The sequence below is a fragment of the Ruminococcus sp. RTP21358st1_G6_RTP21358_211008 genome, assembly GCF_040908885.1.
GTDB classification, from domain to species: Bacteria; Bacillota; Clostridia; order Lachnospirales; family Lachnospiraceae; genus Blautia_A; species Blautia_A faecis.
In genome coordinates this window covers 57211-71485 of the sequence record NZ_JBDGDM010000001.1, presented here as the reverse complement: position 1 = coordinate 71485, position 14275 = coordinate 57211, and the positions used below count along the sequence as shown (strand labels likewise).

The 14275-nt window shown below is 41.7% G+C and carries 13 protein-coding genes and 1 pseudogene; all 14 read left to right on the top strand.

Annotated features, from left to right (window positions below; genetic code table 11):
- Window position 1: 1 nt before the first annotated feature.
- The 14 genes and pseudogenes from AB5Z12_RS00330 (at window position 2) to AB5Z12_RS00265 (ending at window position 14258) form a co-directional block, all read left to right on the top strand.
- Window positions 2–1075, top strand: coding sequence for a metal ABC transporter substrate-binding protein (locus tag AB5Z12_RS00330; protein WP_368356812.1), 1074 nt, complete (start codon window positions 2–4; stop codon window positions 1073–1075).
- Window positions 1072–1785: a metal ABC transporter ATP-binding protein gene (locus AB5Z12_RS00325; protein ID WP_118577697.1), complete on the top strand. Its 714-nt coding sequence runs from the start codon at window positions 1072–1074 to the stop codon at window positions 1783–1785. The genes AB5Z12_RS00330 and AB5Z12_RS00325 overlap by 4 nt, the downstream gene beginning before the upstream one ends.
- Window positions 1782–2627: a metal ABC transporter permease gene (locus AB5Z12_RS00320; protein WP_173769127.1), complete on the top strand. Its 846-nt coding sequence runs from the start codon at window positions 1782–1784 to the stop codon at window positions 2625–2627. The genes AB5Z12_RS00325 and AB5Z12_RS00320 overlap by 4 nt, the downstream gene beginning before the upstream one ends.
- A gap of 439 nt (window positions 2628–3066) precedes the next feature.
- Window positions 3067–4101: a hypothetical protein gene (locus AB5Z12_RS00315; protein ID WP_173769126.1), complete on the top strand. Its 1035-nt coding sequence runs from the start codon at window positions 3067–3069 to the stop codon at window positions 4099–4101.
- A 233-nt stretch (window positions 4102–4334) separates the two neighbouring features.
- Window positions 4335–4481: pseudogene (locus AB5Z12_RS00310) on the top strand (TnpV protein); the annotation flags it as partial.
- Between the two features lie 84 nt (window positions 4482–4565).
- The gene (locus AB5Z12_RS00305; protein WP_226854149.1) at window positions 4566–4826 is read left to right on the top strand and encodes a hypothetical protein; all 261 of its coding nucleotides are present in this window, start codon (window positions 4566–4568) and stop codon (window positions 4824–4826) included.
- 88 nt (window positions 4827–4914) lie between these two features.
- Window positions 4915–5118, top strand: a complete 204-nt coding sequence (locus tag AB5Z12_RS00300; RefSeq protein WP_319017142.1) for a phosphatase PAP2 family protein — start codon at window positions 4915–4917, stop codon at window positions 5116–5118.
- A complete protein-coding gene (locus tag AB5Z12_RS00295) occupies window positions 5106–8252 on the top strand; it encodes a response regulator (protein ID WP_368356813.1) in 3147 nt (1048 codons plus the stop codon). The genes AB5Z12_RS00300 and AB5Z12_RS00295 overlap by 13 nt, the downstream gene beginning before the upstream one ends.
- A 224-nt stretch (window positions 8253–8476) precedes the next feature.
- A complete protein-coding gene (locus AB5Z12_RS00290; RefSeq protein ID WP_368356814.1) occupies window positions 8477–9625 on the top strand; it encodes an ATP-binding protein in 1149 nt (382 codons plus the stop codon).
- Between the two features lie 345 nt (window positions 9626–9970).
- Window positions 9971–10438, top strand: a complete 468-nt coding sequence (locus AB5Z12_RS00285; protein WP_148461412.1) for an Hsp20/alpha crystallin family protein — start codon at window positions 9971–9973, stop codon at window positions 10436–10438.
- A 394-nt stretch (window positions 10439–10832) separates the two neighbouring features.
- Window positions 10833–11315: a transcription elongation factor GreA gene (gene greA, locus AB5Z12_RS00280; RefSeq protein WP_148461413.1), complete on the top strand. Its 483-nt coding sequence runs from the start codon at window positions 10833–10835 to the stop codon at window positions 11313–11315.
- Between the two features lie 12 nt (window positions 11316–11327).
- A complete protein-coding gene (gene lysS, locus AB5Z12_RS00275) occupies window positions 11328–13370 on the top strand; it encodes a lysine--tRNA ligase (RefSeq protein ID WP_368356815.1) in 2043 nt (680 codons plus the stop codon).
- Between the two features lie 238 nt (window positions 13371–13608).
- Window positions 13609–14082: a DUF6075 family protein gene (locus AB5Z12_RS00270; protein WP_002596299.1), complete on the top strand. Its 474-nt coding sequence runs from the start codon at window positions 13609–13611 to the stop codon at window positions 14080–14082.
- Window positions 14082–14258, top strand: coding sequence for a hypothetical protein (locus AB5Z12_RS00265; protein WP_002596300.1), 177 nt, complete (start codon window positions 14082–14084; stop codon window positions 14256–14258). Before AB5Z12_RS00270 ends, AB5Z12_RS00265 begins: the two co-directional genes overlap by 1 nt.
- Window positions 14259–14275 lie beyond the last annotated feature (17 nt).

Below are 14275 nucleotides of genomic sequence, written 5' to 3'. Positions count from 1 at the left end.
CATGCACAAATTAAAAAATAAATTCAAAAGGCTACTCATGTCAGCTGCCACAATAGGTACGGCCTGCCTTTTGGCAGGCTGCGGTGCAGGTGCGGCGGCAGGAACTGACAATTCCGGTGTGACGGAAAGCCAGAGCGGGGGAAATGGCAGCGAACAGGAGAATGCCAGCACAGATAGTCAGAAGCTTCAGATTGTAGCCACTATTTTTCCAGAATACGACTGGGTAAAGGAAATCCTGGGTGACCAGGCTGAGAATGTGGATCTTACCTTGCTTTTGGGTAACGGAACAGACATGCATAGTTTCCAGCCTACCATGGAAGATATTTTGAAGGTATCCACCTGTAACCTGTTTATTTATGTAGGCGGTGAGTCTGATTCCTGGGTAGCCGATGCATTGAAGGGCGCCGGAAACCCAGACCGAAAAGCAATCAACCTGATGGATGTGCTGGGAGATCAGGTGAAGGAGGAAGAGCTTGTAGAGGGAATGCAGGAAGAAGACGGCCACACTCACGAAGAAGAGCATACCCACGATGATGATCTGGAATACGATGAGCATGTCTGGCTGTCCTTGAAAAATGCGTCTCTGTTTTGCGACACCATTGCCAGTAGTCTTGCTGATGCTGATCCGGAGCATTCCCAGCTTTATCAGCAGAACGCCGAGGCTTATGAAGAAAAACTGGCAGCTCTGGATCAGGAATACCAGACTTCAGTGGAGAAATCCCGGTCAAAAACCCTGCTTTTTGCGGATCGTTTCCCGTTCCGCTATTTAATTGACGACTATAATCTTACCTATTACGCTGCATTTGCCGGCTGTTCCGCAGAAACAGATGCCAGCTTCGAGACCATCACATTTCTGGCTGGTAAGCTGGATGAGCTGAACCTTCCGGCTGTTCTCACTATCGAGAATTCCGATCAGAAAGTGGCGAAAGCAGTAATTGAAAATACAAATACTAAGGATCAGAAGATTTTGACATTAAATTCCATGCAGTCCGTAACTACAAAGGATGTGGAAGAGGGAACCACATACCTTTCCATCATGGAAAATAATCTCCAGATTCTGAAGGAGGCATTATGAGTCTGATTACTTGTGAGAACCTTACATTGGGATATGAAGGAAAAGCGATTTTGTCCGGGCTGAATTTCAGCGTAAATTCCGGTGATTACCTTTGTATTGTAGGAGAAAACGGCTCTGGGAAATCCACACTGATGAAAACCCTTCTTCATCTTCAGAGCCCTATGAGCGGCAGCATCATTCTGGGAGACGATTTAAAAATCAACGAGATTGGCTATCTGCCACAGCAGACTGCGCTTCAGAGAGACTTCCCTGCTTCGGTAGACGAAATTGTGATGTCTGGTTTCCTGGGAAGAATGGGGCTTCGTCCTTTTTACAATAAAGCAGAGAAAAAAGAAGCCCGCGAATTGATGGAGAAAACCAGGATTACGGATCTGGCTGACCGTTGTTATCGCCAGTTGTCCGGCGGGCAGCAGCAGAGAGTGCTTCTGACCAGAGCCCTTTGCGCCACAAGGAAAATCCTCCTTCTGGATGAGCCTGTTTCTGGTCTGGATCCGGTTGCAACTGCTGATATGTACCAGATTATCAACGAATTAAATAAAGAAGACCGAGTAACCATCATCATGATTTCCCACGATATCAGTGAAGTAGCAACTTATGCAAGTCATGTGCTGCATATTGGACAGAAGGTTTTCTTCGGAACAAAAGAGGAATATCTGGAAAGCAAGATTGGAAAGCGGCTTGTGGATGCTGGAGAGGAGGGAAAAGCATGAGCGGAATTTTTGAAAAACTGGTATTTTATTTCCAGTATCCATTTGTGTGGTATGCTTTGATCGTAGGCGTGCTTATTGCACTTTGCTCCTCTCTTCTGGGGGTAACGCTGGTGCTGAAGCGATTTTCCTTTATTGGGGACGGACTGTCCCATGTGGCATTCGGAGCTATGGCCATTGCATCGGTGCTGAATTTCAGCAACAATATGCTGTTTGTCATGCCGGTAACTGTGATCTGTGCGGTGCTGCTTCTTCGTACAGGACAGAGTACAAAGATCAAAGGAGATGCGGCAATCGCTATGATTTCTGTTGGAGCCCTGGCAGTTGGCTATCTGCTGATGAATATTTTTTCCACAGGCTCTAATATTTCCGGAGATGTGTGCAGCAGCCTGTTTGGTTCTACGTCAATCCTGACTCTGACCACAGCTGAGGTGTGGCTGTGTGTGGTGGTGTCTGTTATTGTTGTGGCATTGTTTACAGTATTTTATCATAAGATATTTGCGGTTACCTTTGATGAAAATTTTGCAAAAGCTACTGGAACCAGGACGGATATGTACAATCTTCTGATTGCGGTGATCACAGCGGTGATCATTGTACTGGCTATGAATCTGGTGGGGTCCCTGTTGATCTCAGCTCTGATCATTTTCCCGGCACTGTCGGCAATGAGGCTCTATAAACGATTCAGCGCAGTAATTATCTGTTCGGCGATTTTATCCGTGTTGTGTGCATTTTTTGGAATTATTGTTTCCATTCTGGGCGGAACGCCGGTAGGGTCTACTATTGTGGCTGTAGATATTGCGGCGTTTCTGGTGACAAGCCTGGTTGGGAAGCTTTTAGAGAGATAGAATATGGTATAGAGCGGTAGCGCGTGTCTGAAAAATCTGACAAGTTAATATGGCAGTTTCTTAATATTCGATGTATAGGGCGTTCTTGTAAGTGGTTCAGCTTGCAGGGGACGCCTTTTTAATGTAATAGGAAATTCTGTTGGAATTGCCTATTACATCAAAAGCCTTACTGAGCAGGAACGCACTGCGGCGGAAAGGGTAGCTGTCGCTCGAGGCGACCCGTCGCAGGCGGAGAATCCTGCAAGCTGGATTTTTTTTATATGGACAATGAGAAAAATACTAACCAGAGTATAGTGCTTTTTCCTGGGTAAATTTCTTATAATATAGTTACAGCAGAATGATACAGTTGTAGAAAAAATTTCTGGTTACTGTTTTGTATCTGGCTGCAAAGTTGAAATTATATTTTTCAGAAAAATTATATGATTCAGGGAGGGTGCTTATGAAAAGAAGAATAATTGCTGCAGTATTTACCGGAATGTTAACCGTCGCATTGTTTCCTGCTATTGCCCATGCAGAAATCGAAAATCCGGAGGACTATATGGGCATCTGGTATGCCAATTATGTAATATATTCTGACGAAAGCAGCGAACGCCACAATGTAGCAGAATATTTGAACCAATACTTGGAAATGAGGCTGATGGAAGACGGAAGTGCTTACATGGAAATGTCCTACAATAGTGAGGAGCCAGACTCGGCAGAAATTCTGAAGGTCTCATGGAAACTGGAGGATGGGAAAATACTTGTTTCCCTGGAGGAAGGAGACATTTATCTTGATACGGTAGACGGAGAGTTTGTGGGGAGCTTAGATGAGGATACCCAGGTGATTTTTGGACGTGAACTGGTGCAGACAGGAGAAGCTCAGAGCCTGGATAATCTGGACGATCTGGAAGATAGTGAAAAGGCTAAGATTCCAAAGGAGAATCCCTATATTTATCATCCGGAAACAGACAATCCGGAGGAAATCATTGCCCGCTATCTTGGGGCTGCGAATTTAGAAAAAGGTTATGAAGTTTCCGTGGATGAAGACAATGGAACCTTTACAGCTCATTGGGCAGGAGATGAATATTATGATCCCAGGGACTACGTTGGAAGCTACAGAATAACGGATGATAACTATATCAATATTTGCTGGAGAGAGGCCACCAGTGAGTATGGCGATAAATGCTATGGTGCGGTTCTGGTAGACCGCTGGAACCAGTTTACGATAAATGAGGATCTTGGAAATCTGGCCGAAGTTATGACTGCCATGGCAAATGACATAAACAGCGGACGTGTTTTCACAGCTTACAGGACAGAAATCACAGAAGGCTCTGAAAACCAGGGTGCTGTGAAATTTATAGATGAGGATTACGAGGTTTCCTATAGCTACCAGATCATTCCAGGTGCAGATCCTATGGTGACACTTACCAGGTATGATTCGGAATATGATTATGAACAGGTGTATACAAATTATCAGCTGAGGGAAATGCTGTAGGAAAATAGAAAAATTGGAAAATGTGAAATTGGCACTCACCTCTTGATAATGAAAGTCGATTTTTGTCCTGGCTTGTGTATCCTAGAAGTGCCTGTTTTACAGGCTTTCCGGGGCATCAGTCATTTTGTCTGGTATTGTAAAGCAGTGTCAGATTTGTCGTAAATGTCGTAAATTTGTGGTCAAAAAATGATGAGAAATGGAGAGTGCTAATAAAATGAACGCAGGCAGCCAGAGAACGGGAAGAAGTGATCCTGAAACAGTTGGAAGAAAAAGAACCATTACCGGATAAAGAGAAAAATCAGATTGCCTGGGTAAGAGCTGCTAATCAGCACAGAGCGATTGCGGAAGAGATTATTCTCAAGGAATTGATTTATGTATAAATGTTGCCAGTAAACAATCTAGCAGATAACTAACGAAAATAGAATATTGTGAGCGAAGTAAGGCGTGAGTCATAGAAATGTGGCTTGCGTCTTTTTCTTTGCCTGAAAGGAAGTGATAAGTTACTGACATTTTTCAAAGACGCTGGTCTTGATGGAAAAGCAGGCTGGCAATTGTTCAAAGAGAAGGAGTATCTTGGCAAATTGGATAACCAGAAAGAAGTTGAGAAATTACTGGAACAGTATATTCTTCGGTTTGAGCGAGATCCAAAAGAAGAACCGGAACTGAGCCGGTTTCACTTATTTGATGCAAAAGGAAATATATATCAAAGGTCAGTGACCTTTTGACACCCTAATCCTGTTTATAAATAAATACATTCAAATTTGAGTAGGCATACAGGAAAAAGTAGGGTAAAATAATGCATATGCTGAAAGAATGGGAGAAAAGAAGCTGTGGAAACCGGTTCTGGTTCTTGCCTGTCTGATAGGAATATCAAGATTGTATTTGTATGTGCATTATCCCACAGATGTTCTTGGCGGAGTCCTGGCAGGCGCTATATCAGGATATCTGGGATATCGGTTCATCCAGGCCATTTTTTACAGAATAAAACAAGAAGGGGGAGGACCATGTCCGAAGTAAAGAATAAGAAAAAGAAATCCAGTATGATTCAGGTCAGTATTGGTGTTCTGGCAGTTATTCTGGCTATTCTTATTATTATAATGATGGGAATTGTTTCTGATATTCAGGGAACGGCTCGTATTGTAAATTATACTGGTTTAGTCCGTGGAGAGACACAGAGGATCATCAAGCTGGAGGTTGCCGGGGAACAGGACGATGCAATGATCCAGGAGGTAAGGTCTTTCATTGATGGTCTGCGCAATGGAAATACGAAACTGAATCTGGTATATCTGAATGATACGGATTTTCAGAATAAAATGCAGGAACTGGACGAGGGATTTTCTGATCTGTATAAAGAAATCTGTTTGGGGCGGTCTGAAGGATATGAAAAAACAGATATTATATCCAGAAGTGAGGATTTCTTTGTAATCTGTGATGAAGCAACAGGTCTGGCCGAAAAATATTCGCAGAAAAAAGCCACATCCTTATCATTGCTTGAAAAATATATCACAGCAGATATTGTTGTGTTGATGCTGCTGATCGGATATGAGTTTATAAAAGCAATACAGTATGCTGCAATGAACCGTCTGTTGCAGCGAAAAGTATATCTGGATGATGCGACAGGACTTCCGAACAAAAATAAATGTGAAGAATTACTGAGTGAGGAAGAAACGGATGCAGATACCGGTGTCTGCAGTTTTGACCTTAATAATCTCCGGCGTATTAATGACAGCAGAGGACATGAAGCCGGTGATGCCTATATCCGTAGATTTGCTATCTGCCTGCGGGCTTCCATACCAGCAGAGCAGTTTGTGGGAAGAGCAGGTGGAGATGAGTTTCTTGTAGTTACCCATGGACTGGACAGGGAACAGATGACACAGTGCCTTGAAAAGGTGCGCAGAGATATGGCAGAGGAATCCAGAGTGTATCCGGATACTCAGCTAAGCTATGCGGTAGGTTTTGCACTGGCCTGTGATTTTCCCGGAAGTACAATGAGGGAGCTGTTTAACTGCGCAGACAAAAACATGTATATCAATAAGAATCATGTAAAAAGGGAAGAGGCTGCAGCAGAAAAGAATCAGGGATATCAGCTGTTAAAGCTGCTTAATCAGCACGGCAGTAATTTCTCAGATTGTCTGTATTGTGATGCCGGGATGGATACCTATCGGGCGATTCGTTCCAGTGAAAATTTTTTCCTGGCCTCTGATGGTGCATATTCCGGTGCAGTGGAACAGATCATAGAGGAACAGATTGAAAAGTCTTGTCAGGCAGATATTCGCGAAGGGCTGCAGATTTCGGAACTTCAAAAGAAAATGCATACGAAGAAAGATGTGCTGGAATATGAGTATAATATCGGGAAACAGGGGGCATATAACCGCCTGACACTGATTCCTGTGGACTGGGATGAGGACAAAAAGCTGCATCATTTTCTCCTGGCATTTGAAACCATCCGAAAGACTTCAGAAGGTCAGACAGGGGCAAAAGAGCAGCTGCAGCTTTATTATGAACAGCTGAAACAGTCTATCCTGGAAAATGACAGCTATGTGGATGCGCTTCTGGAATTGTCAGATGTGATCTATACAGTAAATCTGACAAAAGATGTTCTGGAAAGAAGGATTGTACTGAATGGAAAAGAACAGAAGAGCCGGGAACTTTTTATGGATTATTCACTTCCATGTTCTTATCAGGATTACTGCTGGGAATATGAGAAAAAAATCACCCAGGAAACAATTGCCGGTTACTGTATGACAGATAATTGTGAAAAGCTTCGTAAGAGGTTTGAGAACGGAGAAACAAATATGTCTGTGGAGTATTGTGCCCGCGAAGATGATGGAAGTATCCGCTGGGTACAGAAAACAGTTCTTATGACCAGAATGGTGGTGTTTGATACAGAAATTCTTGCTGAGATCCCTATGATTTATGCAATCATTCTGTTGCAGGATACCACACAGAGACATGAACGGGATGAGCAGGAACAGGCACGCCTTCAGGCTGCATTTAATGAAATGCGTGCCGAGAGCAGGGCGAAAACGAATTTCCTAAGCCGTATGAGCCATGATATCAGGACACCTTTGAATGGTATTATTGGTCTGTTAAAGATTGATGAGACCCATTTTGAGGATAAAGCACTGATACGGGAAAATCATAAAAAGATGAAGATAGCAGCGGATTATTTACTTTCCCTTATTAATGATGTTCTGCAGATGAGCAAAATAGAGGAAGGTCATATTGTTTTGACTCATGAATATATCTGTCTTAAAGATCTGGTCTATGAGATTGAGAGCATTATCACACACAGGGCAGCAGATGAGGATATTCAGTGGATTTATGAGAAAAATAAGGAGGATATTCCCTATCCTTATGTCTATGGAAGCTCACTGCATCTTCGCCAGATTTTTCTGAATATCTATGGAAACTGCATTAAGTATAACCGGCCGGGAGGAAAGATTACCACGGTAATGGAGGCTGTAGATGTACAGGATGGGATCTGTACATACAGATGGACAATTTCTGATACAGGTATAGGGATGAGTGCAGAGTTCCTAAGCCGCATTTTTGATCCGTTCTCACAGGAAAAAACAGATGCCCGTAGTGTTTATCAGGGAACTGGTCTGGGAATGGCGATTGCCAGGGGATTGATTGAGCAGATGCATGGAAGTATTGAAGTGACAAGTCAGGTGGGAGTTGGATCTGTGTTTGTCATTACCATTCCTTTTGAGATTGCAGAGAAACAGAAAAAGGATGAGGAAATTGCAGAGAAATATAATATTCGTGGATTGCATCTGTTGGCAGCCGAGGATAATGAGCTTAATGCTGAAATCATAGAAATGTTGCTGACTGATGACGGTGCGAAGGTTACAGTTGCAAAAAACGGCAGACAGGCGGTGGAGTACTTTGAAAGTAATTCTCCGGGAACCTTTGATGCCATATTGATGGATGTCATGATGCCTGTTATGGATGGTATCGCAGCAACAAAAGCCATACGTGCTATGGACAGGGCGGATGCAAAAACAGTTCCGATCATTGCAATGACTGCAAATGCATTTGAGGAAGATGCAAAAAGATGTCTCGCAGCCGGCATGACCGCACATCTGGCAAAACCATTCCAGATAGAAGATGTGGAAAAGGCCATTGTGGAGTGCTGTGGAAAGTAATGCCATCTGCAAGATCTATTGCCATCAGTAAATTATCAGAAGCAGCTAGTAAGTTAATTTTTGTTCCAATAAAAATAAAAAAATCAATAGTTTTGGGACTACAATCCTAAAACTATTGATTTTTTTGTTGCTTTTGGAATATAATTAGTAAAGAAAGGAGCATTATTATGATTATAGAAAGAAAAGAATATTTAGAAAAACTGATAGCCTAGAAAGATAAGCAGTTGATTAAAATTGTTACAGGTGTACGACGTTGTGGAAAATCTATGCTTCTGGAAATTTATCGCAATTATTTAAAAGAGCATGGGATTGAGGAAGAACAGATTATTTCTATTAATTTTGAAGATCTTGATTATGAAGAACTGACAGATTACAGGAAATTATATAAATATTTAAAGGAACGTCTGCTTGATGGAAAAATGACATATATTTTCCTTGATGAAATTCAGAATGTAACAGATTTTCCGAAAGTGTTGGACAGTCTTTATATTAAAAAAAACATAGATATTTATGTGACTGGTTCCAATGCATATATGTTGTCCAGTGAGATTGCAACTATGATTTCAGGAAGATATATTCAGATTGAAATGTTGCCGTTGTCTTTTAAGGAATATATGGAGAGTACTGGCAGTATGAATGACAGAGGAATCAAATATGCTGAGTATTTGCAGAATAGTTCATTTCCGTTTACACTGGAATTAAAAAATCAGCCAGATGAGATCAGAGATTATCTGGAAGGAATCTATAATACGATTGTTGTAAAGGATATTATAAACAGAAAAAAAATTACAGATACTATGATGCTTAAGAGTGTCTTAAGATTTGTGTTTGATAATATAGGAAATCCATTGTCATCAAAAAAAATTGCAGATACGATGACCTCAGAAGGGCGAAAAATTGATACAAAAACGGTGGAAAAATATCTAGAGGCTTTTAGCGAGAGTTATATTATATATCAGGCAAAACGTTATAATATAAAGGGAAAACAATATTTAAAAACTCTTGAAAAATATTATATAGTTGATATTGGAATGAGGTATATGCTTTTAGGTTCGAGGCAGGCAGATGCAGGACATGTTCTGGAAAATATAGTCTATCTGGAATTGTTACGTCGAGGATATGAGGTGTATGTTGGAAAAATCGATTCATATGAAGTGGATTTTGTGGCACAGAATAAAAAGGGAACAGTATATTTCCAGGTGGCACTGACTGTACGAGATAAAAATACACTTTTAAGAGAATTAAGGCCATTACAGGCGATACGAGATCATTATCCAAAGATTATCCTAACAATGGATGAAGAACCAGAAGAACAATATGAGGGAATTCGACGTATTAATGCCAGAGACTGGTTATTGGGGATTGTAGACTGAGCAATGCAAATTCATGGTAATAATATATATAAACAGAAGATACATTTGTTGATAGCAGTGAAAGTGCAAGATAAGTTGCAAAAATATGTTGTTCCTTTTTATGCAGTATGTGATGGGGGCTGGATGTCCGGTGGATATCCGTCTAGCACAGACCGTAGCGTTCACAAAATCTTCACAAAATAATTAGCACTCACCTCTTGACAGTGCTAATAATAGGTGCTATATTACAACTAGAACAAAGGAAGGGGATAAAAAGAAAGCAAAAGCGAAAGGCTTTATGAATTCCCTACCACCCGAGTTCCAAGAAACAAGGTAAACAGCATATATAAAAAGGAGAGATGACTTATGTTAATGCCTAGTATTTTTGGAGAGAACTTATTTGATGATTTCTTTAATGATTTTCCATTCTATTATGATGATAAAGCAATGAAAGATACCGAGAAGAAGCTTTATGGCAAGAGAGCCAGCCACGTTATGAAGACTGATATTAAGGAAATGGATAACGGTTATCAGCTGGTAGTCGATCTTCCAGGATTTACCAAAGATGAGATTAAGGCTTCCCTGGAGAATGGCTACCTGACCATCAGCGCTGAGAAAGGTCTGGACAAAGATGAGCAGGAGAAAGAATCCGGTCATTACATCCGCAGGGAGCGTTACGCAGGAGCCTGCAGCAGAAGCTTTTATGTAGGCGAGGATGTTCAGCAGGAGGATATTAAGGCTGAGTTTAAACATGGCATTCTGAAACTGTTTGTTCCGAAGAAAGAAGCGAAACCAGCAGTGGAAGAGAAGAAACACATTGCCATCGAAGGATAACTTTTCCCCTTTCAGAAGCATATTCTGAGAGAATAGCATAATTAAGAAGTAAGATGCCGCAGAATCACGGAAAATGGTGGTTCTGCGGCATCTTTTTTTACATTTGTTCGCTATTTTTCTGTCTTGACAATGCCTGTTGATTTAGCTATAATGGTGAAACTGTGAATATCCTAGTGAATTTGTACCCTTTTGGGTAATGAAATGTCTGCTTCTGCAGGCATTAACAATTATAAAAGTGGACTGTTTGGCGAATGAATGTTATCTGTGGTTGGTATATTTCTGCAGCTTTTTGTTCAGGACTTTTATAGTAATGGAATTTTCCGGGAGAAACAGCATATAAGAAATGTATGATACGGGGCGACAAGCCGCCGGAATGAAAGGGAGTAAGGCTATAATGGAAGAAAAGAAGAACTTACTAACCTATGCAGGACTTAAAAAACTGGAAGAAGAGCTGCATGATTTAAAGGTAGTAAAAAGAAAAGAAGTAGCAGGTAAGATCAAAGAGGCAAGAGAGCAGGGAGACCTGTCCGAGAATGCAGAGTACGATGCAGCTAAAGATGAGCAGAGAGATATCGAAGCGCGTATTGAAGAAATTGAGAAAATCCTGAAGAACGCTGAGGTTGTAGTTGAGGACGAAGTCGATCTTGACAAGATCAGCGTAGGATGTAAAGTAAGAGTACATGACTTCGAGTTTGACGAAGATATAGAACTGAAGCTGGTTGGCTCCACAGAGGCAAACAGCCTGGAAGGCAAGATTTCTAATGAATCTCCTGTAGGAAAGGCTCTTATGGGCGCACACACAGGTGATATTGTAGAAGTAGAGCTGCCATCCGGTATCATGAAGTACAAAGTGCTGGAAATCCAGCGTAATATTTAAGGAGGCACAAAAGTGGCAGAACAGAAGAATCAGGATCTGAATCAGCTTCTGAAAATCCGCCGTGATAAACTGGCAGAGCTTCAGGCGAATGGCAAGGATCCATTTCAGATAACAAAATTTAATCAGACCCATCATTCATTGGAAGTAAAGAACCTTTATGAGGCACACGAAGCAGAGCTGCTGAAGGATCGTACAGAGCCGGATGTAACAGGTCTTGATGAAGAGCAGGCGAAGGAAGTTCAGAAGAACGACTACGAAGAGAGAAGAAGTATTATGGATGCCAGCCCGCTCCATGTGGCAATCGCTGGACGTATGATGTTCAAGAGAGTCATGGGAAAAGCTTCTTTCTGCAATATCCAGGACTTACAGGGAAACATTCAGGTATATGTTGCAAGAGACGCTATCGGAGCAGATTCTTATGCAGACTTTAAGAAATCTGATATCGGCGATATCTTCGGTCTGGAAGGTTTTGCATTTAGAACCAGAACCGGTGAGATTTCTATTCATGCAGAGAAAATGACTCTTTTATCAAAGAGCCTGCAGATCCTTCCGGAGAAATTCCACGGACTGACAGATACAGATATGCGTTATCGTCAGAGATATGTAGATCTGATCATGAACCAGGAGAGCAAGAACGTATTTATCAAGCGCTCTCAGGTCATTAAAGAGATCCGAAACTTCCTTGCTGGCCGTGACTTCATGGAAGTAGAGACTCCAATGCTGGTTTCCAATGCTGGTGGTGCAGCTGCCAGACCATTTGAGACACATTACAATGCACTGAATGAAGATGTTAAGCTTCGTATTTCACTGGAACTTTATCTGAAACGACTGATCGTTGGCGGACTTGAAAGAGTCTACGAGATTGGCCGTGTATTCCGTAATGAGGGTGTTGATACCCGTCATAATCCGGAATTTACACTGATGGAGCTTTACCAGGCATATACAGATTATGAAGGAATGATGGAACTTACGGAATCCATGTTCCGCTATCTGGCAGAGAAGGTCTGCGGTTCCACCAAGATTTCTTACAATGGTATCGAGATTGATCTTGGAAAGCCATTTGAGCGTCTGACCATGAATGATGCGATCAAGAAATATGCAGGAATTGACTTTGACCAGGTTGCAGATGATGAAGCTGCCAAGAAGCTTGCTGCCGAACATCATATCGAGTATGAGGAGCGTCACAAGAAAGGCGATATTATCAATCTCTTCTTCGAAGAATATTGTGAGAAAGAGCTGATTCAGCCTACATTTATTATGGATCACCCAATCGAGATTTCTCCGTTGACTAAGAAGAAACCTTCTGATCCAAACAAGGTAGAGCGTTTTGAGCTTTTCATTAATACATGGGAAATGTGTAACGCATATTCCGAGCTGAATGATCCGATTGATCAGCGCGAACGTTTCAAGGCGCAGGATGCACTTGCAGATGCTGGTGATGAAGAAGCAAACCATACAGATGAAGATTTCCTGAATGCGCTGGAAATCGGTATGCCGCCGACAGGTGGTATTGGATACGGAATCGACCGTCTGGTTATGCTTCTCACCGATAGCCAGGCCATCCGTGACGTACTGCTCTTCCCGACAATGAAGTCCCTGGACGCTAAGAAGGGCGAAGGGAAGGCTGAAAAGGCAGTAGAAAATGCTGCTGTGGCAGAGGAAAAGGTTGCAGAAAAGATTGATTTCTCCAACGTAAAAATCGAACCATTGTTTGAAGAAATGATTGATTTCGATACCTTTGCAAAGGCTGATTTCCGTGCAGTAAAGATTCTGGAATGTGAAGCAGTACCGAAGTCAAAGAAGCTTTTAAAGTTCACTCTGGATGACGGAACAGACCGGAAACGCACGATTTTAAGCGGTATTCACGAGTATTACGAGCCAGAAGATCTGATTGGCAAGACAGCGATTGCAATCGTAAATTTGCCTCCGAGAAAGATGATGGGCATTGATTCCGAGGGTATGCTGATTTCAGCAGTACACGAGGAAGATGGACATGAGGGATTAAATCTTCTCATGGTGAATGACTGGATTCCGGCAGGTGCGAAGTTGTACTAAGAATCAGAAAATCCATAGACTTTTATGAGTTTATCGAGTGTTTGACATCAAATTGACATCAAATTTGTGTCATTCGGTGGACTAATATGGACTGAAAAGGGATGTTTTAGAAATCAGAACCTTTCAAAACTTAATAGTTGAATGCTATTAAAAGGACATTTTCCAATAAAACGGAGAGTGTCCTTTTTCTGTTGTTATGGTCAAAACAAAATCAAAATAACACAAGGAGGGTTCTATTATGACAAGTACAGCGTTAGGAGCAGAAACCAAAAAGGAAGAAAAGATTATTTTTATCAGCGATGCACATGAGAAATTCTACTACGAGAAGTTAAAGGAAGTCCGGTATCAGGATGTTTACCACAAGGCACTCTGCTATTGTCTTGGGATCAGCGATGATACCAGAAGAAATGTTTACAGAATTTATGATTTCAAAACAGGATGCGTAATAACAGAGTGTTTACACGAAGGCTGGCAGACCAGTGGAAGTGTGAGAGTGATCAGAATGGCATTCAATCTGTATTGCAATGGAACACCAAGTGTTTCCGATTATGAAGATGCAGAAGAACAGGTGGACGAGTGCAGGCAGTACACGGTGGAGGAAATATTCTGCTGTGCTTATGCACCATATTTCTGGCAGGCAATTCAGATTCGGTATCCGGAATATGCCACATACAACCATAAGCTGTATGCCTTATTGGGAGGAACAGACTAATGTTAAAAGTCAGATTGATGGGAACAAAGAATGATATTAAGTGGTTCGGAAAGATTTTGCAGAGGAATCCGAAAGTGGAAGTAACGGAGTTTTCCGAGATGTATCCGAATAAGGGAACGAAGAAATTTTACAGGGCGTATGTAGAAGTAAAGAAAAGAAACGTAGCAGAAAAATAGCAGAAAACAAAGGAGAA

Bases quoted from the DNA above. Each gene is read 5' to 3' on its own strand.
- AB5Z12_RS00330 (WP_368356812.1), top strand. From the start codon at position 2: ATGCACAAATTAAAAAATAAATTCAAAAGGCTACTCATGTCAGCTGCC.
- AB5Z12_RS00265 (WP_002596300.1), top strand. From the start codon at position 14,082: ATGTTAAAAGTCAGATTGATGGGAACAAAGAATGATATTAAGTGGTTC.
- AB5Z12_RS00325 (WP_118577697.1), top strand. From the start codon at position 1,072: ATGAGTCTGATTACTTGTGAGAACCTTACATTGGGATATGAAGGAAAA.
- AB5Z12_RS00295 (WP_368356813.1), top strand. From the start codon at position 5,106: ATGTCCGAAGTAAAGAATAAGAAAAAGAAATCCAGTATGATTCAGGTC.
- greA (WP_148461413.1), top strand. From the start codon at position 10,833: ATGGAAGAAAAGAAGAACTTACTAACCTATGCAGGACTTAAAAAACTG.
- AB5Z12_RS00300 (WP_319017142.1), top strand. From the start codon at position 4,915: ATGGGAGAAAAGAAGCTGTGGAAACCGGTTCTGGTTCTTGCCTGTCTG.
- AB5Z12_RS00285 (WP_148461412.1), top strand. From the start codon at position 9,971: ATGTTAATGCCTAGTATTTTTGGAGAGAACTTATTTGATGATTTCTTT.
- AB5Z12_RS00315 (WP_173769126.1), top strand. From the start codon at position 3,067: ATGAAAAGAAGAATAATTGCTGCAGTATTTACCGGAATGTTAACCGTC.
- AB5Z12_RS00270 (WP_002596299.1), top strand. From the start codon at position 13,609: ATGACAAGTACAGCGTTAGGAGCAGAAACCAAAAAGGAAGAAAAGATT.
- AB5Z12_RS00320 (WP_173769127.1), top strand. From the start codon at position 1,782: ATGAGCGGAATTTTTGAAAAACTGGTATTTTATTTCCAGTATCCATTT.